The organism is Stenotrophomonas sp. 1278 (assembly GCF_029892765.1).
GTDB lineage: Bacteria > Pseudomonadota > Gammaproteobacteria > Xanthomonadales > Xanthomonadaceae > Stenotrophomonas > Stenotrophomonas indicatrix.
This window is the reverse complement of the sequence record NZ_JARXWD010000009.1, coordinates 1-20,071: the sequence shown is the minus strand read 5'-3', so window position 1 is coordinate 20,071 and position 20,071 is coordinate 1. Positions and strand designations below refer to the sequence as shown.

Sequence of the window (20,071 nt, the reverse complement as noted above, 5' to 3'; positions counted from 1 at the left end):
CGAAAGCGCCAACCAAGGTTGGCAACTACCAGAGCGGGACGGTAGCGCCGGGCCATGCCCGGCGCCTTCGTTACGGCGTGGCGGTCTTCAACCGCAGTACCGGCAGCCCGGTCTCCGGCTGCACATCCTCGCGCTGCGGCAACGACTGCACCGCTTCCTTGACCGCGTTCAACGCCGGGTCGATGCCCCGCACCGGGTGCCACATGCCGATCCACTGGAAGTGGCGCTCGTAGCGCAGGGTCTGTGCGCTGCCCAGCCACAACGGGGTGTCGCCCGGCTGCAGCTGCGCCGGCGCCTGCCACAAGCGCAGCACGTAACGCTCGTCGGCCTGCGCGCCCTGGCGCACCATCAGCAGCGCTTCAACGCGCGTATCCAGTGTCGCCGGCAGTACCGGCAGTTCATTGGCGCCGGTGTTCTTGTCCAGCATCAGCAGCGCTTCCTGCCAGCCGGCCTGGGCCTGCACCTGCCAGCCGCGCGCTTCCAGCTGCGCCTGCAGCGGCGCCAACGGACCGGCCACCTGCACGTCCAGTGGCCAGCGCTGGTCATCGTCGAATTCGTTGCGACGCGCCGGCAGCTTCGCCCAGTCGTGCTGCCACCAGGCCTGCGCGTCCATCGCCAGCGGCGCCGGCAGGGTCGGCTCGAAGCGTTCCAGCTTGATGGCGATGTTGCGCGGCGCGTACCACATCGCCGCCACCACGAAGACGCCGTAGAACAGCCATGCCACCGGCTTTACCCAGAACGAGCGGTTGAAGCGGCGGCGGTAGGCGATGCCCAGCACCAGCAGCCAGAACGTCCCGAACAGCATGCCGCCGATGACATCGCTCAGCCAGTGCGCGCCAAGGTACAGGCGCGCAAAGCCGATCAGGCTGACCACGATGCCCGACACCAGGTAGGGCCAGACGCGGGTGCGGCCGGGCATTTCGCGGGCGATCAGCACCGCGAAGAAGCCGAAGGTGATGGTGGCCATGGTCACCGACACCGACGGGAAGCCGAAGCCGCTGCTGGCATCGATCGGGCGCACCACATCGACGGTGGTACCGAGCAGTTTGGTCAGGGCCAGGCCGAAGGCCAATGCGGCCAGCCAATGGGCGGCCGCCATCCAGCGCCGGCGCCAGACCAGATAGCCCATCGCGGCAGCGGTTGCCGGCAGCAGCACCTGCCATGCGCCAAGCGAGGCCAACGCGGCCATCGGATAGTCGGCCAGCGGATTGCGCAGGGCCAGCATCGCTTGGTGCACCAGCAGGTCCACCGCCAACGGCTCGCCATGGGCGACCACCACCGTCAGCAGCGCGAACCAGCCCCAGCCCAACAACAGCAGCATCAGCGCCAGCATCGCCAGCGGCACCGATTCGCGGCGTTTCGGGTCGAGCACGCCCACCGTGTAGCGGCCCAGCGTCGGGTGCCGGTTGGACCAGTCGAGCAGCCGCGCCAGCCAGCTGTCCATGCGCGCGGCCGACCAGCGATAGCCGTACAGCACGATGGCCCAGACCAGGCTGAGGATCACTGCCAACAAGCCCACCACCACCACCAGCCGGCCGGCAACGGCAGCGACGGCATCATAGGCTTCGCCAAGAATCCAGCCCGGTGCCAGGAACAGCACGGCCCAGGAAATACTGGCGATGCCACTGGCCTGCACGTAACGGCTGGCGGGCATTTTCAACATGCCGGCAATGGCGGGCACGAACGGCCGGATGGCACCGACATAGCGGGCGATCAGGATGCTCTTGAACGCATTGCGGCGGAACAGGTTCTCGCCCCGGTCAAGCAGCTGCGGGTAGCGGCTGAACGGCCAGACGCCACGCAGGCGGTCGCCCCAGCGCCGGCCTATCCAGTAGCTGATGCCATCACCGGCGAACGCACCCAGCGCCGCGGCGGCAACCGCATACGGCCCGGAGATCTGGCCCAGACCGATGAACACGCCAACGGCGAACAGCAACGGCAGCGCCGGCACGATGGCGCCAAGAATGATGACCGCATCGCAGAAGGCGATCAGAAAGATGACCGCACCCGCCAACACGGGATGAGCGGCAATCCACGCGAGGGTGGCGTCGATCCATGAAGAGTCCATTGCCCGATTATAGGGGCGTGAAGGTGACTGGTTCCCAGCCGCTTGGTGACCGTTTGCAACCGGCGCCATCGCCTAGAATGTCGCCATGCCTGTATCCAACGACGCGCCAACGCATGCACTGAAGGCCGACAGTTTCGGCCGGATCCTCCTCGTGCAGGGGCCTGAAGGCCCCTTCGTGCGCCGCGATCTGGGGGCCACGCCGCTGTGGCTGCGGTTGCCTGCGTGGTGGTTGGCGCGACGCGAAGCGCGCGCATTGCGCCATATCCATGGCATGGTCGACGTGCCGCAACTGCTGGACTGGGATGGCCGCCACCTCGACCGCAGCTTCATGGCCGGCGATGCGATGTACCAGCGCCCGCCGCGCGGTGACGTGGCCTGGTTCCGCGCCGCACGCCGCCTGCTGCAGCAGCTGCATCGGCGCGGTGTGGCCCACAACGACCTGGCCAAGGAAGCCAACTGGCTGGTGACCGAGGACGGTCGACCGGCCCTGATCGACTTCCAGCTGGCAGTGATCGGCGACCCGCGCTCGCGCTGGATGCGCCTGTTGGCGCGCGAGGACCTGCGCCACCTGCTCAAGCACAAGCGCATGTACTGCCGGGAGTCGCTGACGCCGGTGGAGAAGCGCGTGCTCAAGCGTACCTCGTGGGTGCGCGATCTCTGGTTCGCCACCGGCAAGCCGGTCTACCGCTTCGTCACCCGCCGCATCCTGCATTGGGAAGACAACGAAGGGCAGGGCCCCAAGCCGTGAGCGCCCAGCTGAGCGAAGGCAGCGTGCTGCGTTCGCAACTGCCGGGTGCCGATTTCGTCCATGCCTGCCAAGAGGCGGCGCCGCGCAACGGCCGTTCGGCACTGCAGGCCTACCGCGATATGGCAGCGACGGTGCCCGGCTGGTTCGATGGACTGATGGCGCTGCGCAACAGGGTCATGCGGCTGCTGGGCATGAAGGATCTGGGCTCGCTGCGCGGAGTGCAGCAGACCGCCGACCCGCAGCCCGGGCAACGCCTCGGCATCTTCACCCTGCGGGCGCTGGACGAGGATGCCATCGTGCTGGAAGACAACGACCGCCATCTGCGCGTGCAGCTGGCGCTGCAATGGCACGGCGATATGTTGGAAGTGGCGACGGTGGTGCACACCCACAACGCATTCGGCCGCCTGTACATGCTGCCGGTGGCACCGGTGCATCGATGGATCGCGCCGCACCTGCTGAGCAAGCAGGTGCGCGGATATCAGTAGATCCACGCCATGCGTGGATGCGCGTTGCCGCATGGCGCGGCAAACCCCTACGGCGTCACCGGCACCACCTGCTGGCCGATGAAGTTGCGCTTGCCATCGAAGTCATAGCCGATCTGCAGCTGGCCCACGTCCGGGCACGCATGGCAGTCGCGCAGCGGCGTGCGGTACAGCAGGCGGATGCCGCCCCCATCCAGCGCCGCGGTACCCGCGGCCTGCGCCGGCGCGAACGGCGTGGCCTGCGGATGCGCCTTGAGCGCCTCCTGCACGCCGGGATCGGCGCGCAGCGTGTCGTCCAGCTGCACCGCATCCACGTCGATACGCTTGCCTGCGGCATCGACCAGGCGCGTGCCTTCATTGGTATTGGCGCGGAAGGGATACTCGACGGTGGCCACGCCCAGGCCGTCGTGTTCATGCCAGGCGGTCACGTAGGCCAGTTCGCCACCGGTGGACAGCTGCTCGGCCGCAGTGACCGCATCGGCACTGGCCCCACCGGACCGCATCGCATCGCGCAGGCAATCGCGGGTGGCCGCGCTGTCGCCCTGGCGGCAGGTGTTGAGGTCACCATCCCAGACAACGGACTCGCTCCAGCGCAGCTTGCCATCACCGGTGGCCTTGTCGACGCTGGCGGCGTCATCCTTGGCCGGCGCGCTGCCGGGTTCGGGCGAGCGGCCCTGGCAGGCGGTGAGCAGGGCCAGGCCCAGGGCAGGCAACAACAGGCGGGAACAGCGCATGGCATGGACCTCGTGCAGTGACCGGGGCGCCAGTATCGTCAACGTGCGGTGAACTCCGCGTCGGCGCGGCATACTAGCGGCTCATTGCATACGCTGGAGTGTGGAACGTGGGCAGTCTGCAGGGCAAAACCCTTTTCATCACCGGTGCCTCGCGTGGCATCGGCCTGGCGATCGCGCTGCGGGCCGCGCGTGACGGCGCCAACGTCGCCATTGCCGCCAAGTCGTCGGTGCCCAATCCGAAGCTGCCGGGCACCATCCACAGTGCTGCCGAGGCCGTCACTGCAGCCGGTGGCCAGGGCCTTGCGCTGAAGTGCGACATCCGCGAAGAAGACCAGGTGCAGGCGGCCGTTGCTGCCGCCGTGGACACGTTCGGTGGCATCGACATCCTGGTCAACAACGCCAGCGCCATCTGGTTGCGCGGCACCCTGGACACGCCGATGAAGCGCTTCGACCTGATGCAGCAGGTCAATTCGCGCGGCAGCTTCCTGTGCGCGCAGGCCTGCCTGCCGTACCTGCTGCAGGCGCCGAACCCGCATATCCTGACCCTCGCGCCGCCGCCGAGCCTCGAGCCCAAGTGGTGGGGCGCGCATACCGGCTACACGCTGGCGAAGATGGGCATGAGTTTTGTCACCCTCGGCCTGGCTGCCGAGTTCGGCCCGCAGGGCGTGGCGGTCAATGCGCTGTGGCCGCGCACGGTCATTGCGACCGATGCGATCAACATGATTCCCGGCGTGGACGTCGGTGGCTGCCGCACGCCGCAGATCATGGCCGACGCTGCACACGCGGTGCTGGTGCGCGAGGCGGCCGGTTTCCACGGCCGTTTCCTGATCGATGACGAGGTGCTGGCCGAAGCTGGCGTGACCGATCTTTCCGGGTATGCGGTGGATGCGTCGCGTCCGTTGCTGCCGGATCTGTTCCTGGATTGAGCCTGCCGGTAGGGAAAGGCCGATGGCTGCCGCCTTCGGCCCGCTGCGCTAGAATGCGCGGCTGTAATCGTTTTCAACAGGGATGTGAGCCCATGTCACGTACTCTTTCCATCGCGGCGCTCGCCGCTTCGCTGTCGCTTCTTCTGGCTGCCTGTGGTGGCAAGGCGCCCGCAACCGACGGCGACGCGGGTTCCGCCGGCAAGCCGGAGGCCAGCACGGCGCCGGCTGACGCCCAACAGCAGTTGACCGCAAAGCTCAACGCCTACATCGGCTGCTTCAACGCGCTTGATTCGAAGACGCACGGCAGCATCCAGACCTACACGCGCTGGATCAAGGACGTGGACGCCGGCCCGAGCGGGCGCGAGACGAACGTGTACGGACCGTTCGAGATCGGCGATTACGACATGAAGCAATGCGACGCCCCCGTGACCGAGGCGATGGCTGCCAAGCCGGCGCTTGCCGATCTCGATGCCGCTGCGGGTCGCTATCAGCAGGCGCTGAAGGCCCTGGTGCCGATCAGCAAGGACGCGCACGACTACTACGATCGCCAGGACTACGAAGACGACGGGTTTGCCAAGGGCAAGCAGCTGCACGCGCCATTGATGGCCGCCTTCAAGGATTTCGCCGTTGCCAGTGAAACGTTCAACGCCGAACTGGAGCGCCAGAACGACGCTGCCCAGCGCGAACAGCTCAAGGCGCTGGAGCAGGCCGAAGGACGCACCCGCGAGTACTACCGACTGGCGATGATGCTGGAAGCGAAAGCGATCATGGAGATGATGGGCGAGGACGACTTCGACGTGGCCCGGGCACGGGAGCGACTGGACGCCTTCAACCGCATTTCCGACGAAGCGCATGCCAAGGTGGCCGATCAGGAGCCGGGCAAGCTGGACTGGAACAGCTTCGAACGCGAGGCCGAGAACTTCCGCCGCGAAGGCAAGGAGCGGCTGCAGCGGGTCAGCGGCAAGGTTCCGTACACCGATTTCGAGCAGAGGATGCTGGCGTCGCCGTCGATGGCGCCGAGCGGCTCGACCGGGCGACTGCTGCACATCTACAACGCACTGGTGTTCCAGAGCAATCGCCAGTAATCCGGCGCACTGCCCCCACTTTTGTCGCATTCGACCTGGCTGATTGCGACGTGAAGGATGGGGTGTCCCGTCGTCTCAATGGCATCGGCGTCCGCGTATGCGGGCTGTTCCACCGCGCGCGAGAATGTGCGCCGTCTCTTATCTGCAAGGAACCGGTTTGAATTCTTCCGCGCGTGTACTTTCTCTGCTTATGCTCGGCGCTGCCGCCGCCCTCTCTGGTTGCAACGGATCGACAGGACTGGCGGTGGCCGATCCGGGCATGCAGAAGATCAACGCCTACATCGAGTGCTACAACGGCGTCGAACAGCCCATCCACGAGGGCTTCCAGACCTATACCGGCTGGATCAAGGATCCCGAAGCCGGGCCGACGGGCAAGGAAGCGCAGCCGCGCTCGCCGGGCAAGGTGCTGTCGCATCGTGTCGAGTACTGTGGTCAACCGCTGACCGATGCATTGGCCCGGACGCCGGCCACGCCGCTGGATGAGCCGGTGCAGCAGTACCAGACGGCCTTCCAGTCGTTGTATGCGCTGATCGAACGCGCTGATGGCTATTTCACCCGTGAGGACTATCGGCGCGACAACGGCGAAGGCATGCGCGCGCAGCATGCGCCGCTGATGCAGGCCTACGCTGACTTCTTCAAGGCCAGCGAGGCCCTGGATGCGGCGCTGGAGAAGAACGAGGAGGAACGCCGTGCCGCGCAGCTCAAGCAGATCGAAGCGGACGAAGGTCGTTCACTGGCGTACTACCACCTGCGCATGATCGGTGACGGCAAGCAGCTGGTGATGGTCCTGCAGGGCGACGAACCGGAGCTGACCGAGGCCCGTCGGCAGTTGGCCGCCTACCAGGCGATGCTGGCCGAAATGCAGAGCGCCGGCGTAGGCAAGGACAACCCGATGTGGGCGCATGTGCAGCGCTCGGCCGATGTGCTGGTGCGCGATGCCGGACGCCGTATCGACCGGTTGGCATCGGGCAAGCCGTTCACCGCGCGTGAGCTGCAGGAAGATCTCGAGGCGAAGGGCAGCATGCTGACTGCACCGGACGGGGCGCAGTCGAAAGTGGTCGCCGCCTACAACGATCTGGTGACCACCAGCAATCGCATGAATTGAGCCAGTGGGTCGACTGCGATGGATGGATGCGGGACGCCGTATCCATCCATCGCGCGGATCTGATGTGTGCCTTTGGTGGGTGCGGACCTTGGTTCGCTCGCGATGGCTCCGGTGGGGCTTCATCCACGCATGGCGTGGATCTACTCCGCTGGCTATGATGGGGCCGGCCGTCGGCCGGGCTCACCCTCAGTGGCTGAACGTATCCGGCAACGATCCGCCACACTTGCGGCAGTGCCGCGCATCCGGCTCGTGGCCTTCCAGCCCGCAGTGCGGGCAGCCACGTGCATCGCGGCGCGCGGCCAGCTCGGCATCGCGCATGGTGCTGGCCAGTTCGGCGGTGTAGATGCCGGTGGGCACGGCGATGATGCTGTAACCGATCAGGATCAGCACCGAGGTGACGAAGCGGCCGAGCACGGTCTGCGGCACGATGTCGCCGAAGCCGACCGTGGCCATCGTCACCACCGCCCAGTACATGCTGCTGGGAATGCTGGTGAAGCCATGGTTCGGTCCCTCGATCACGTACATCAGCGTGCCGGCGATGATGGTGATGGTGACCACCGTGAACAGGAACAGCAGGATCTTGCGCCGGCTGCGCCACAGCGACTGCATCAGCACGCCGCTTTCTTCGATGTAGCGGGTCAGCTTGAGGATGCGGAACACGCGCAGGATGCGCAGTGCGCGCACCACCAGCAGGCTCTGCGCACCGGGAATGAACAGCGACAGGTAGGTCGGCAGGATCGAGGCCAGGTCGATGATGCCCCAGATGCTCACCGCGTAGCGCAGCGGGCGCTTGACCACCACCAGCCGCAGCACGTATTCGGCGGTGAACAGGATGGTGAAGCCCCATTCCAGCACGTAAAGCCAGTCGGCATGGGCGATGTGGAAGCGCTGCACGCTGTCGAACATCACCACCAGCACGCTGGCGATGATCGCGTACACCAGCAGCAGGTCGAAATTGCGCGAGGGCCGGCTGTCGTGGCGGTAGATGATGTCGAACCACCGGCGGCGCCAGCCGGTCTCGGTGGCGGGGTTCAGCTGGGGGGCGGAAAACGGTCGCATGCGTGCATTGTGCCGCACGGGTTCCAGCGCGAGAATGGGCATTCCTGAACCCTGCTGACCGCCATGACCGCCGCTACCGATCCGCTGATCTCCCTGTCGCACTACTACCTGCCGGTGTACAAGCCCCGCCAGGTGGTGCTGGAGCGAGGCCAGGGCGCCCGCGTGTGGGACAGCCAGGGCCGTGAGTTCATCGACCTGGCCGCCGGCATTGCCGTGTGCGGCCTGGGCCACAACGACCCGGACCTGGTCGCCGCGCTGGTCGAACAGGCCGGCAAGCTGTGGCACACCAGCAACGTGTTCTACAGCGCGCCGCCGCTGCACCTGGCCGAGGAACTGGTGAAGGCCAGCCGCTTCGCCGAGCGCGTGTTCCTGTGCAACTCCGGCGCCGAAGCCAACGAAGTGGCGATCAAGATGGTCCGCAAGTGGGCCTCCAGCCAGGGCCGCCCGGCCGACAAGCGCGTGATCATCACCTTCCGCGGCAGCTTCCACGGCCGCACCATGGGCGCGGTGACCGCCACCGCGCAGCCGAAGTACCAGGAAGGCTACGAGCCGCTGCCGGGGGGCTTCCGCTACATCGACTTCAACGATGAAGTTCAGCTGGAAACGGCGATGGCCGCTGGCGACGTGGCGGCGGTGATGCTGGAGCCGATCCAGGGCGAGGGCGGGGTGATGCCGGCCAAGTCCGGGTTCCTCAAGCGCGTGCGCGAACTGTGCGACCAGCACAACGCACTGCTGGTGCTGGACGAGATCCAGGCCGGCATGGGCCGTACCGGTACCTTGTTCGCGCATTGGCAGGATGACGTGGTGCCGGACATGGTGACCCTGGCCAAGGCACTGGGCGGTGGTTTCCCGATCGGCGCGATGCTGGCCGGCCCGAAGGTGGCCGAGACCATGCAGTTCGGTGCCCACGGCACCACCTTCGGCGGCAATCCGCTGGCCGCGGCCGTCGCCCGCGTGGCGCTGCGCAAGCTCGCCTCGGCCGAGATCGCGGCCAATGTCAGCCGCCAGTCGAAGGCGCTGCGCGATGGCTTTGCCCGCATCAACGATGAGTTCAAGGTGTTCAGCGACGTGCGCGGTCGCGGCCTGATGCTGGGCGCGGTGCTGAGCAAGGCGTTCGCTGGCCAGGCCGGTGCCATCCTCGACCACGCCGCCGAACAGGGCCTGTTGACCCTGCAGGCCGGCCCGGACGTGCTGCGCTTCGTGCCGTCGCTGAACATCACCGACGAAGAAGTGGCCGAAGGCCTCAAGCGCCTGCGTACGGCGATCGCCGCGTTCGTCGCCGCGCGCTGATCATTGACCAAGGTAGCGCCGGGCCATGCCCGGCGTTGCTTTTGCGCTGCGCTCGTCGGGCATGGCCCGGCGCTACTGCATCCCGTAGCGCTTCAGCACCTTCCCCAGTCCGCGTCCGTCCTGCACGGTTTCCGCGTGCAGGCCGGCTGCGCGTGCACCGCGCACGTTGACGAACAGGTCATCGACGAACAGCGTGTGCGCCGGTGCCACCTCGAGAGCTGCCAGCGTGCGCAGGAACACCTCCGGCGCCGGCTTGCGCAGGCCGAAGTCCGCGCTGCAGAACACCCGGCCGTGCAGCATGGGAAACAGCTCCGGCAGCAGCGTCGGCAGCGCCTGCGTCATCAAGGCACCATTGTTGGTCAGCACCGCCATCGGCACCTGCAGGGCATGCAGCCGTTGCAGCACGGCGTGCTGCGGGTGGCTGGCCGCGTGCCGGGCGGCGATCCAGGTGTGCAGCGTTACCGTTGTGCCGAGCCGTTCGCCCAGCTGGGCCAGATAGCGCGCGCCATCCAGCGTACCGCTGTCGTGTGCGGCTTCGAGCCCGCTGTCGTACAGCGCGGCCTGCACGTGCGCGGTCGGCACGCCCAGCGCCTGCGCCAGATGCAGCACGCGCTGTGCGCGCTGGTAGTGCAGCAGCACGCCATCAACATCGAGCAGGAGAAGATCGATCCGCATCGGTCGAGCATGCCATTGCCGTATCCCCGCGCAAACCCTGGACCACCACTGCGACACACGGTCGCAGCCGGGTGGCCAGGTGTCTGCCTAGAATGACCACCGAACCTGCAGGAGACGCGACGATGAAGGCTTGGATGGTAGCGGTGGGGCTGGGTGCGCTGATGCTGGCGCCATCGGCGATGGCGCGCGTATGTGCGGTGAGCATCGACAGCACCGACCAGATGAGCTTCAGCAGCCGGGAGATCAAGGTGGCCGCCGATTGCAGCGAAATCGACCTGACCCTGCGCCACACCGGCAGGCTGGCCGCCACCGCGATGGGCCACAACTGGGTGCTGACCCGCACCGCCGACTACCAGCCGGTGGCGATGGCGGGCATGCGCATGACCCTGGCCGACAGCTACCTGCCGAAGGCCGACAAGCGCGTGCTGGCCCACACCAAGGTGATCGGTGGTGGCGAGACCGCCCGCGTGCGTTTTTCCACGAAGGGCATGCAGAAGGGCGGCGATTACACCTTCTTCTGCTCGTTCCCCGGCCACTTCGCGATGATGAAGGGCAAGTTCGTCTTCGGTTGAGTGCGCAGCAGCCACGCATGGCGTGGCTCTACTCCAGGGACGCAGCTCGCCATGCGTGGATGAAGCACATCGATCCAGTAGATCCACGCCATGCGTGGATGAAGCACGTCGATCCAGTAGATCCACGCCATACGTGGATGAAGCACATCGCTCCAGTAGATCCACGCCATGCGTGGATGAGGGCAGGCAGTGCCGACCACGGTCGGCACCTACCAGGCCGGGGTTCAGCCCTTGGCCGCCTTGAACGCCACGCGTGCCGCTGCCAGCGTGGCCTCGATCACGTCATCGTCGTGTGCGCTGGACAGGAAGCCGGCCTCGTACGCCGACGGTGCCAGGAACACACCCTGGTCCAGCATCGCGTGGAAGAAGCGGTTGAACGCCGGGATGTCGCAGGCCGTGGCCTGGGCGTAGGTCTCCACCTTCTCAGCGGTGAAGAACAGCCCGAACATCGCGCCCACCTGGGTGGTGGTCACCGCTACGCCTGCATCGGCGGCGGCAGCTTCCAGCCCCGCGCACAGGCGTGCGGCGCGCGCGCTCAGATCGTCGTGGAAACCCGGCTGCTGGATCAGCTCCAGCATGGCCAGGCCGGCGGCCATCGCCACCGGGTTGCCGCTGAGCGTGCCGGCCTGGTAGATCGGGCCAGCGGGCGCGATCTGCTGCATCAGCTCGCGGCGGCCGCCGTAGGCGCCCACCGGCATGCCGCCGCCGATGATCTTGCCGAAGGTGGTCAGGTCCGGGCTGATACCGTAGTGCGCCTGCGCACCGCCAAGGGCAACGCGGAAACCGGTCATCACTTCGTCGAAGATCAGCAGCGCGCCATGCTGCGTGCACAGCGCGCGCAGGTGCTGCAGGTAGCCTTCGCGGGGCGGAATGCAGTTGGCGTTGCCGACCACCGGCTCGATGATCAGGCCGGCGATCTCGCTGCCGCGTGCGTCGAACAGGGCGGTGGCCGCCTCGAAGTCGTTGTAGGGCAGGGTCAGGGTCAGTTCGCTCAGGCCGGCCGGCACGCCGGGCGAGGTCGGCACGCCCAGGGTCAGCATGCCGCTGCCGGCCTTGACCAGGAACGAGTCGCCGTGGCCGTGGTAGCAGCCTTCGAACTTGACGATGCAGCTGCGGCCGGTGGCACCGCGTGCCAGGCGGATCGCCGACAGGGTGGCTTCGGTACCGGAGTTGACCATGCGCACCATCTCGCACGACGGCACCAGCCGGGTGATGGTCTCGGCCATGGTCACTTCCGCTGCGCACGGCGCACCGAAGGACAGGCCGTTGTCGATCGCCTTCTTCACCGCCTGGCGTACGGCGGTGTGGTTGTGGCCGATGATCATCGGGCCCCACGATCCCACGTAGTCGATGTAGCGGTTGCCGTCGACGTCGTACAGGTAGGCGCCGTCAGCGCGCTCGACGAAGAAGGGTTCGCCGCCGACCGACTTGAACGCGCGCACCGGTGAGTTGACGCCGCCAGGCAGCAATTCCTGGGCGCGGGAGAACAGGGCGTGGGACTGGTCGTGGTTCATGGGGTTTCCTGGGGGTTACTGCTGCGTATCGAATCGGGCGAGGTAGGCGCGCTGGGTCGCGACCGGGTCCTGCGCGGCGTAGATGCCGCTGACCACGGCCAGCAGGTCGGCGCCGGCATCGATGATGGGACCGACATTGTCCGGGCTCAGGCCACCAATCGCCACCCGCGGCACGCCCAGTGCGGCGCTTTGCCGCAGCAGGTCGGGGTGGGCGCGGCTGCTGGTGACCTTGGTGGTGGTGGGGAAGAACGCGCCGAAGGCCACGTAGCTGGCGCCGGCCGCCACGGCACGCTCGGCGTTGGCCAGCTGGTCGTAGCAGGAGGCGCCGATGATGGCGTCCGGGCCGAGCAGGCTGCGTGCGGCGCCGATGTCACCGTCGGTGCCGCCCAGGTGCACGCCCGCCGCGCCGATGGCCTGGGCAAGCTCGGGGTCGTCGTTGACGATCAGCGGCACGCCGTGGGCGGCGCACAAGGCCTGCAGCGCCGTGGCCTGTTCCCGTCGCAGGGCATCGCTGGCGCTCTTGTTGCGGTACTGCAGCCAGGTGGCGCCGGCGGCGAGCAGCGGCGCGGTGCGCGCCAGCAGGCGGGCGGTATCGGGTTCATCCGGGGTGATCAGGTAGACGCCGCGGGGCGCCGGGGAAGCAGAAGTCATCGATGGCTACCGGTGAGTGGACCGCGATGGGACAATGGCGGCCCGTGAATCCAGCCCCGATTATCCGATGAGCGAAGCCACCCCCACCACCCTGCGTACCTGGATGTGCGTGGTCTGCGGATTCCTGTACCGCGAAGCGGACGGGCTGCCGGAAGAGGGCATCGCCCCGGGCACGCGCTGGGAAGACATTCCCGAGACCTGGACCTGCCCGGATTGCGGCGTGACCAAGGACGATTTCGAGATGGTCGAGATCGATTGATCGCAATCGCCGCCGGGCATGGCCCGGCGCTACCGGTGGGGCGGATCGTTGGCGGTGGGGGCGGACCGTTGGTCCGCACACCGGACAACCTCAATGCAGCCGCGGTACCGGGCCGCCCAGGTCGATCAGCTTCTCGCGCAGCCATTGCGCGTCGCTGGCCTCGGGGTTGCGCTTGAGGTACAGGCCCAGGTCGTTGCGCGCGCCGGCCAGGTAGTCCAGCTGCAGGTAGGCCAGGCCGCGATCGCGCAGGGCATCGTCCTGTTCGGGGGCAAGCTTGAGCAGGCGGTCGGCACTGCGCGCGGCACGATCCCACTCGCTGGCCTCGGCATAGACCCCATGCAGGTTGCGCAGCATGCGGATCAGGATCGCGCGGCTCGGTGCAGGATCGAGGATCTGCGCCAGCACCTGGTCGTCGGGCATCTGCCCGCCCAGGTGTGATTTGGCGCGTTCGCGCAGTTCGTCCACGTCCAGCGGCCGGCCCCCATTGAACGGGTCCATCACCAGCACGCCATCGTCAACCGGCAGGCGCACCAGGAAATGACCGGGGAATGACACGCCGTCCAACGGAATGCCCAGCCGTCGCGCCACCTCCATCTGCACCAGTGCCAGCGAGATCGGATTGCCCAGACGGCGCTCGAAGACCTGGTTGAGGTAGCTGTTGCGCGGGTCGTAGTACTCCTGGTGGTCGCCGCTGTAGCCCAGCTCATCGAACAGATGCCGGTTGATGGCCGCCATCTTCAGCGGGCTGTGCTCGATGCTGTCCACCTCGGCGCGCAGGTGCTCGACGTGGCTCTGCACCAGCGCATCGTAGGTCGACGGCTGCAGATCGGGATATTCATCGCGCGCGATCAGCAGCGCGGTCGGCAGCAGTGGCAGCGCCTCGTCGTCGAAGTCGGCCAGTGCATCCCAGTCGGGGAGTGTGATCCGGTCCTGCATGTCCACAGACTGGCGGCAATCGCAGGCGGTTTCAAGCAGCGTGGCGTGAATTCATCATCCCCCACGTGTCCCCATCCACGCATGGCGTGGATCTACCGTGTCGACCAAGGTCGACACCCACCAACAGCGGCAGGAAGCTGTCAGAGGTGGGGTGGTGTGGGCTTGCAGGCCCGCAGGCGCCATGGATGGCGCCTACGAGCCCCCAGGGATGGGTTTACGGCGTGTCCTGCAAGCCCACACCGCCCCACCATGCCTCGATAACCCAGCTCTTGCTTTTGATGTCGATTCGGCGGGTGCCGGGCGCAGCCCGGCCGCCCCTACTTCTCGATGCCCGGGCCGAAGATCAGCTCGGTGCCATCCTTCAGCTTGAGCTTCTCCGCCTGGCCGGCATTGAGTTCCAGCACGAAGCGTGCCGGGCCACCGCTGGGGTAGGGCGGGCACATGTCACCGGCCGAGCACGGCGGCACGTCGCGCTGCTGGCTCACCAGCCGCCGCTCGCTGTCGAAGTACAGGATGTCCAGCGCGATCTTGGTGTTCTTCATCCAGTACGCCTGCATTTCCTCGCGGTCATGCACGAACAGCATGCCGTGGTCCTCGGCCATCTGGTCGCGGAACATCAACCCGCGCGCACGGGTTTCATCGTTGGTGGCCAGTTCAACGTCATAGCGCGCACCGTCAAGTTCCACCCAGTGGCGGGCAGCATCGGTGGCGCAGCCGGTCAGGGCCAGCAGCGGGAGCATCAGCAGTGAGCGCAGCAACGACATCGTCAGGGTCCTTCGAAAGGGTCAGAGCACGATCGGCGGCTCGCCGCCGACGATCACCACATCGGCACGGCGCCGTGCGAACAGGCCGACGCAGACCACGCCCGGCAGCTGGTTGAGCTCACGCTCCAGTTTTTCCGGATCGGTGATCTGCAGGTTGTGGATGTCCAGGATCTGGTTGCCGTTGTCGGTCACCACGCCCTCGCGCCAGGTCGGCTGGCCGCCGGTCATGTCGCGGATCTGGCGGGCAACCAGGCTGCGGGCCATCGGGATCACTTCCACCGGCAGCGGGAACCTGCCCAGCACCGGTACCTGCTTGCTCGGGTCGACGATGCAGACGAAGCGCTCGCTGGCCTCGGCGATGATCTTCTCGCGGGTCAGCGCAGCGCCGCCGCCCTTGATCAGGCACTTGCCGGGATCGCACTCGTCGGCGCCATCCACGTACAGCGACAGGGTGCCGGTGTGGTTCAGCTCGATCACCTCGATGCCATGCTGCTTCAGGCGCGCGGTGCTCTGTTCGGAACTGGACACCGCACCCTTGATGCGATACTGGATGCGGGCCAGCGCATCGATGAAATAGGCGACGGTGGAACCGGTGCCGACACCGACGATCATGCCGTCTTCGACGTACTCGATGGCCTTCTCGGCGGCCAGGCGCTTGGCTTCAGACATTGCGGAGAACTCTCAGGCAGGGAATCAGGATTTCTTTTCCAGCGACAGCAGCAGCTTCCACTGCGCAGCGGTCACCGGGAACACCGACAGGCGGTTGCCCTTGGCAACCAGCGGGAAGCCTTCGCCGAGTTCCTCGGCATGCAGCTTGATCTCATCCAGCGCGATCACCTGCTTCAGCTTGCGGTCGAAGGCCACGTCCACCAGCATCCAGCGCGGGTTCTCGCGCGTGCTCTTGGGATCGTGGTAGTCGGATTTCGGGTCGAACTGGGTGTCGTCCGGGTATGCCGCGCTGGCCACCGTGGCCAGGCCGACGATGCCGGGCACCTTGGTATTGGAGTGGTAGAACAGGATGCCGTCACCGACCTGCATGCCATCGCGCATGAAATTGCGCGCCTGGTAGTTGCGCACGCCGTTCCAGGGTTCAACCTTGACCTTGGCCAGGTCGTCGATGGAAAAGGCGTCCGGTTCGGACTTCATCAGCCAGTAGCGCTTGCGGGCGGTCATGCGTTCACGGGGGCAGCGGAAGGGAGCAGGGTGCCGGCTTCAGTGCAGATCGCATCCACCGGCACGTCCCAGGACGCCACCGGCAAGGACTCGACCTGCTGCACCGAGAATGCCGCGCCGACCAGCCAGGGTGGCGCCGGCCGATCATGGCGGAAGGCGAAGCTGCGATCATACCAGCCACCTCCCATGCCCAGCCGCCGGCACCGTGCGTCGAAGCCCACCAGCGGCGTCACCACCAGGGCCATCTGCGCCGGTTCCAGCGTGTCTTCGATGGCGATGTCCGGTTCGGGAATGCCGTAGCGGTTGCTGGTCAACGGTTGGCCGGGGCGCCAGGGCGCGAAGCGCAGCACGTCGCCGTGCAGCACCGGCAGGCAGTAGGTCAAGCGATCGGGCAGCTGCAGTTGCCAGCGGTGCAGGGCGATTTCGCCATCCAGCGCCCAGTAGCCGGCCACGGCGCCTTCGCGCGGGGCGAACGGCAGCGCCAGCAGCGCATCGGCCAGCGATTCGGCAGCGGCGATACGGGCGGGGGCGGAAAGGTCGCGGCGGCGTTGCCGCAGCTCGTGGCGCAGGGCCTGTCGCGGGTCGGTCATGGCAGCGTGCGGCAAGGATCAGCCGTCATTGTGCCGGAAAGAACAAGGGCGACGCCCGAAGACGCCGCCCTTGCTGGAATATTGCATTCTCCGCAATGTCGATGCATGCGAAACGACCTTGAACCCGGGGGCTCAAGTGGGAACGCTGGAGAACCATCGGGCTTCCCGCTGCAAGGCGGACCTGCACTCCCGGCGCTGTCGCGCTCCCGGTGTCGTTCTTAAGGGACAAGGCGAATGTTTGCACATGCCGTCGAGTACCGCAGAGAACGCGTGGCCATTATAGCTACCGCGCGTGATCTGGATAGGCCGTTCGTCGGCAACAGTGCGTGCCAATTCAGAAAAGAGAAGGCGCATTCCGCGCCTATCTCAGGTGCTGCTGTCGATCGCCCGGTCCAGGCGCCGGTTCAGGTCGGCCAGGGTCTGTTGCAGGGCGACCGCCTGGCGGGCGTTCTCATCGCGCAGCAGCTGCAGTTCGTGTGCCAGGTTGAGTGCCGCCAGCACCGCGATGCGGTCCACCGCGGCCATCCGGTTGCTGCCGCGGATCTCGCGCATGCGCGCATCCAGCAGGCGGGCGGCCGCCATCAGGCTGTCGCGTTCATCGCCACCAACGCCGACCGTGTATTCGCGGTCTAGGATTCGGACGCTGACCGGTTCGGCACTCATGTGTGCTGCTCCAGGGATTTGAGCCGGGTGATCATCGCTTCGACCCGGGAACGCGCCTGCTCGTTCTTGGCCAGCAGCGTCGAGCGCTCGGCCACCAGCTGTTCCTGCTGGTGGCGCAGGCTGCGGTTCTCCTCGGCCAGCCGCTGGTTGCGGTCGAGCAACGCCTCCACACGGGCGGCGAAGGCCTGCAGCTGGGCAAGGGGATCGGCGGGTTCCATGCCCGCACGATAGGCAAGCCGGGTCAGGGCGGTCAAGCACTGTCGCAGCAGGGCCCGGCGGCTACGGAGAGCAGGCGGACACATTGCTACACTACCGGGCTCACGGGCGCGCGCGTGCGCGCTCCGCAGTTTCCCTTCCGAACGAGCCGCACGATGACCGAACTTCCCTCCGTCGACGACGTTACCCGCGCCAGCCAGGAACTGGGCCTGGGCGCCACTGCTGCCGAGCTGCATGGCGGGCTGTGCGGCTGGCTGGCCGCTGGTGGTGCTCCCGGCAACGATTGGCCGGCGCGCGTGCTGGCCGACGACAATCTGCCGCAGGCAGCTGCCGACAGTGCGCTGGCGCAGTTGCTGGAGGCCACCATCAAGCAGCTGGAAGACCGGGACTTCGCCTTCGAGCTGCTGTTGACCGACAGCAGCGACGTGGCCGCGCAGGCGGACGCCATGTTCAGCTGGACCCGTTCCTTCCTGGGCGGCTTCGGCCTGGGCAGTGGCGGCCACCGGCCGGCCCTGTCCGAAGAAGGCGAGGAGGCGCTGAACGACCTGGCCAGCCTGGCCCGTGCCTCGAGCGAGGATTTTGAAGCGGGCGGTGATGATGACGACGAAGCCCTGTCGGAGATCGAGGAGTTCATCCGCGTGGCGGTGCTGCTGCTGCACGGTGACGTGGTGCTGGCCGCGCGCCATCGGCAGCGCCTGAACTGATGGATATCAAGCAGCGCACCGGCATCGCTGCCGGCGAGTACAAGCGTCGTCGCCGGCAGTTGATGGACATGGCGGGCGAAGACGCGATCCTGGTGCTGCCGGCGGCATCTGAGAAGGTGCGCAGCCTTGATACCCATTATCCGTACCGGCAGGATTCGGATTTCCAGTACCTGAGCGGCTTCCCGGAGCCGGAAGCGGTACTGGTGCTGATTCCCGGCCGGCGCCACGGCGAAGCGATCCTGTTCTGCCGCGAGCGCGATCCCGAGCGCGAAGCCTGGGATGGCGGTCGCGCCGGCCAGGAAGGCGCCGTGGCGCAGTTCGCGATGGACGATGCCTACCCGATCACCGACCTGGACGACATCCTGCCGGGCCTGCTGGAAGGGCGTTCGCGGGTGTACTACCACTTCGGCCGCGATGCGGATTTCGACCTGAAGCTGATCGGCTGGGTGAACCGCGTACGTTCGCAGGTGCGTCATGGTGCGCAGCCGCCGCATGAGTTCCTGGAACTGGGCCATCTGCTGCACGAGCAGCGGTTGTTCAAGTCCGGTGCCGAGGTGGCGTTGATGCAGCGCGCGGCCGACATCAGTGTGCTGGCGCATCGCGCGGCCATGCAGCGTGCGAAGGCGGGCATCCACGAGTACGAACTGCAGGCCGAACTGGAGCGGGTGTTCCGTGCCAACGACGCGGTGCCTGCGTACTGCAGCATCGTCGGTGCCGGCCGCAACGCCTGCATCCTGCATTACCGCGACAACAACGCACGCTCGCGCGACGGTGAACTGGTGTTGATCGATGCCGGCGCCGAGTACCGCGGCTACGCCAGTGACATCACCCGTACGTTCCCGGTCAATGGTCGTTTCAGCGCCGAGCAGCGCGCGCTGCATGATCTGGTGGGTGCCGCGCAGGCGGCGGCGCTTGCCCAGGCCAAACCGGGCGTGGCGTACGAAATGGGCCATCTGGCGGCGGTGCAGACCCTTACCGAGGGGTTGCTGCAGCTGGGCCTGTTGAAGGGCACGCTGGAAAAGAATCTCACCGAAGGCTTGTACCAGCGCTTCTACCGGCACAAGACCGGGCACTGGATCGGGCTGGATGTGCACGACGTAGGCGACTACCGCCTGGCCGGCGATTCACGCCTGCTGGAGCCGGGCATGGCGTTCACCATCGAGCCGGGGCTGTATATCGGCGTGGACGACACAACGGTGGAACCGCGCTGGCGCGGCATCGGCATCCGTACGGAAGATGACGTGCTGATCACCGACGACGGGCATCGGGTGTTGACCGAAGGGCTGGAACGCAGCGCCGACGAGATCGAAGCGTTGATGGCGGGGTAAGGGTGTTTTTGCAGGGCTTGCAGCCCTGCATCCGCTACAAGCCAGAGCAACAGCAACAGCAACAGCGGCATTCGATGGGATGGCGGGGTACTGTGGGTTTGCGGGGCCGCCGCAAGTACGTCCTTGTAGGCTTGGTCGCGGCATCCATGCCGCTCACACCCCGCAAACCCACAGTACCCCGCCTTCGACAGTTTCCCGCGGCTGTTGGTAACGGCGGTTGTCGGCACGCGGGACTATTGGTAGGTGTCGACCTTGGTCGACACGGAGCGAGCGCAGCAAGCGACCCGCTCCTGCTTTTCTTTTTTCTTTTCCGTGGTTGGACGCGCGCAAGGAACTGTCAAAGGCGGGGTACGAGGGGTTTTGGCAGGGCTTGCAGCCCTGCATCCGCTACAAGCCAGAGTAACAGCAACAGCAACAGCAACAGCGGCATTCCGTGGGATGGCGGGGTACTGTGGGTTTGCGGGGCCGCCGCAAGTACGTCCTTGTAGGCTTGGTCGCGGCATCCATGCCGCTCACACCCCGCAAACCC

General features: G+C 66.8%; 23 protein-coding genes and 1 other RNA gene. 10 read left to right on the top strand and 14 right to left on the bottom strand.

The genetic code is table 11. The features are described 5' to 3' along the window. Positions 1-70: 70 nt before the first annotated feature. Positions 71-2,068 carry a bifunctional DedA family/phosphatase PAP2 family protein gene (locus M2299_RS10440; RefSeq protein ID WP_280884307.1) on the bottom strand — a complete coding sequence of 666 codons (1,998 nt, stop codon included), beginning with the start codon at positions 2,066-2,068 and terminating at the stop codon, positions 71-73. Positions 2,069-2,153: 85 nt separating this feature from the next. Here M2299_RS10440 and M2299_RS10435 point away from each other — a divergent pair, with 85 nt between their 5' ends. Continuing rightward, the gene (locus M2299_RS10435; RefSeq protein WP_099785295.1) at positions 2,154-2,816 is read left to right on the top strand and encodes a serine/threonine-protein kinase; all 663 of its coding nucleotides are present in this window, start codon (positions 2,154-2,156) and stop codon (positions 2,814-2,816) included. Continuing rightward, the gene (locus M2299_RS10430; RefSeq protein WP_280884306.1) at positions 2,813-3,301 is read left to right on the top strand and encodes a DUF2867 domain-containing protein; all 489 of its coding nucleotides are present in this window, start codon (positions 2,813-2,815) and stop codon (positions 3,299-3,301) included. The genes M2299_RS10435 and M2299_RS10430 overlap by 4 nt, the downstream gene beginning before the upstream one ends. 47 nt (positions 3,302-3,348) lie before the next feature. Here the strand turns inward: M2299_RS10430 and M2299_RS10425 are convergent, their stop codons facing one another. Continuing rightward, entirely contained in the window at positions 3,349-4,032 is a 684-nt protein-coding gene (locus tag M2299_RS10425) for a hypothetical protein (protein ID WP_280884305.1), read from the bottom strand. 107 nt (positions 4,033-4,139) lie between these two features. Between M2299_RS10425 and M2299_RS10420 the strand changes: the two genes are divergently transcribed. The 3 genes from M2299_RS10420 (at position 4,140) to M2299_RS10410 (ending at position 7,148) form a co-directional block, all read left to right on the top strand. After that, a complete protein-coding gene (locus M2299_RS10420; protein ID WP_059065008.1) occupies positions 4,140-4,958 on the top strand; it encodes an NAD(P)-dependent oxidoreductase in 819 nt (272 codons plus the stop codon). A gap of 92 nt (positions 4,959-5,050) precedes the next feature. Next, positions 5,051-6,043: a YiiG family protein gene (locus tag M2299_RS10415; protein WP_280884304.1), complete on the top strand. Its 993-nt coding sequence runs from the start codon at positions 5,051-5,053 to the stop codon at positions 6,041-6,043. A 157-nt stretch (positions 6,044-6,200) separates the two neighbouring features. Next, entirely contained in the window at positions 6,201-7,148 is a 948-nt protein-coding gene (locus M2299_RS10410) for a YiiG family protein (RefSeq protein WP_280884303.1), read from the top strand. Between the two features lie 186 nt (positions 7,149-7,334). Here the strand turns inward: M2299_RS10410 and M2299_RS10405 are convergent, their stop codons facing one another. Beyond that, a complete protein-coding gene (locus tag M2299_RS10405; protein ID WP_088101241.1) occupies positions 7,335-8,207 on the bottom strand; it encodes an ion transporter in 873 nt (290 codons plus the stop codon). A 63-nt stretch (positions 8,208-8,270) separates the two neighbouring features. Between M2299_RS10405 and M2299_RS10400 the strand changes: the two genes are divergently transcribed. Continuing rightward, the gene (locus M2299_RS10400) at positions 8,271-9,497 is read left to right on the top strand and encodes an acetylornithine transaminase (RefSeq protein WP_280884302.1); all 1,227 of its coding nucleotides are present in this window, start codon (positions 8,271-8,273) and stop codon (positions 9,495-9,497) included. Between the two features lie 72 nt (positions 9,498-9,569). On the opposite strand, the gene M2299_RS10395 is transcribed toward M2299_RS10400, so the two are convergent. Further along, positions 9,570-10,172: an HAD-IA family hydrolase gene (locus M2299_RS10395; protein WP_280884301.1), complete on the bottom strand. Its 603-nt coding sequence runs from the start codon at positions 10,170-10,172 to the stop codon at positions 9,570-9,572. 122 nt (positions 10,173-10,294) lie between these two features. On the opposite strand from M2299_RS10395, the gene azu reads away from it, so the two are divergent. Then, positions 10,295-10,744, top strand: a complete 450-nt coding sequence (azu, locus tag M2299_RS10390; protein ID WP_033831930.1) for an azurin — start codon at positions 10,295-10,297, stop codon at positions 10,742-10,744. A gap of 224 nt (positions 10,745-10,968) precedes the next feature. Here the strand turns inward: azu and hemL are convergent, their stop codons facing one another. Both hemL and thiE read right to left on the bottom strand, forming a co-directional pair. Then, positions 10,969-12,258, bottom strand: a complete 1,290-nt coding sequence (gene hemL, locus M2299_RS10385) for a glutamate-1-semialdehyde 2,1-aminomutase (protein ID WP_280884300.1) — start codon at positions 12,256-12,258, stop codon at positions 10,969-10,971. 15 nt (positions 12,259-12,273) lie between these two features. Continuing rightward, positions 12,274-12,909: a thiamine phosphate synthase gene (gene thiE, locus M2299_RS10380; RefSeq protein ID WP_025874192.1), complete on the bottom strand. Its 636-nt coding sequence runs from the start codon at positions 12,907-12,909 to the stop codon at positions 12,274-12,276. Between the two features lie 34 nt (positions 12,910-12,943). Between thiE and M2299_RS10375 the strand changes: the two genes are divergently transcribed. Then, positions 12,944-13,168, top strand: a complete 225-nt coding sequence (locus M2299_RS10375) for a rubredoxin (RefSeq protein ID WP_025874193.1) — start codon at positions 12,944-12,946, stop codon at positions 13,166-13,168. Positions 13,169-13,258: 90 nt separating this feature from the next. On the opposite strand, the gene M2299_RS10370 is transcribed toward M2299_RS10375, so the two are convergent. The 8 genes from M2299_RS10370 to M2299_RS10335 all read right to left on the bottom strand — a co-directional run bounded on the left by M2299_RS10370 (position 13,259) and on the right by M2299_RS10335 (position 17,512). Next, positions 13,259-14,104 (bottom strand): SirB1 family protein, encoded by an 846-nt coding sequence (locus M2299_RS10370; protein ID WP_025874194.1) that lies wholly within the window; start codon positions 14,102-14,104, stop codon positions 13,259-13,261. Positions 14,105-14,421: 317 nt separating this feature from the next. Continuing rightward, entirely contained in the window at positions 14,422-14,868 is a 447-nt protein-coding gene (locus tag M2299_RS10365) for a DUF192 domain-containing protein (RefSeq protein ID WP_025874195.1), read from the bottom strand. Positions 14,869-14,889: 21 nt separating this feature from the next. Continuing rightward, positions 14,890-15,537, bottom strand: a complete 648-nt coding sequence (gene rpiA, locus M2299_RS10360) for a ribose-5-phosphate isomerase RpiA (protein ID WP_099843539.1) — start codon at positions 15,535-15,537, stop codon at positions 14,890-14,892. Between the two features lie 24 nt (positions 15,538-15,561). Beyond that, a complete protein-coding gene (locus M2299_RS10355; RefSeq protein ID WP_025874197.1) occupies positions 15,562-16,041 on the bottom strand; it encodes an EVE domain-containing protein in 480 nt (159 codons plus the stop codon). After that, the gene (locus tag M2299_RS10350) at positions 16,038-16,631 is read right to left on the bottom strand and encodes a 5-formyltetrahydrofolate cyclo-ligase (RefSeq protein WP_099843537.1); all 594 of its coding nucleotides are present in this window, start codon (positions 16,629-16,631) and stop codon (positions 16,038-16,040) included. Before M2299_RS10350 ends, M2299_RS10355 begins: the two co-directional genes overlap by 4 nt. 83 nt (positions 16,632-16,714) lie before the next feature. Continuing rightward, positions 16,715-16,900: non-coding RNA, 6S RNA (gene ssrS / locus M2299_RS10345), on the bottom strand. 97 nt (positions 16,901-16,997) lie between these two features. Further along, entirely contained in the window at positions 16,998-17,294 is a 297-nt protein-coding gene (locus tag M2299_RS10340; RefSeq protein WP_025874199.1) for a cell division protein ZapA, read from the bottom strand. Then, positions 17,291-17,512, bottom strand: coding sequence for a TIGR02449 family protein (locus tag M2299_RS10335; protein ID WP_025874200.1), 222 nt, complete (start codon positions 17,510-17,512; stop codon positions 17,291-17,293). The genes M2299_RS10340 and M2299_RS10335 overlap by 4 nt, the downstream gene beginning before the upstream one ends. A gap of 153 nt (positions 17,513-17,665) precedes the next feature. Here M2299_RS10335 and M2299_RS10330 point away from each other — a divergent pair, with 153 nt between their 5' ends. Both M2299_RS10330 and M2299_RS10325 read left to right on the top strand, forming a co-directional pair. After that, positions 17,666-18,214: a UPF0149 family protein gene (locus tag M2299_RS10330; protein WP_025874201.1), complete on the top strand. Its 549-nt coding sequence runs from the start codon at positions 17,666-17,668 to the stop codon at positions 18,212-18,214. Positions 18,215-18,219: 5 nt separating this feature from the next. Beyond that, positions 18,220-19,542 (top strand): aminopeptidase P N-terminal domain-containing protein, encoded by a 1,323-nt coding sequence (locus M2299_RS10325; protein ID WP_099844393.1) that lies wholly within the window; start codon positions 18,220-18,222, stop codon positions 19,540-19,542. Positions 19,543-20,071: the final 529 nt, after the last annotated feature.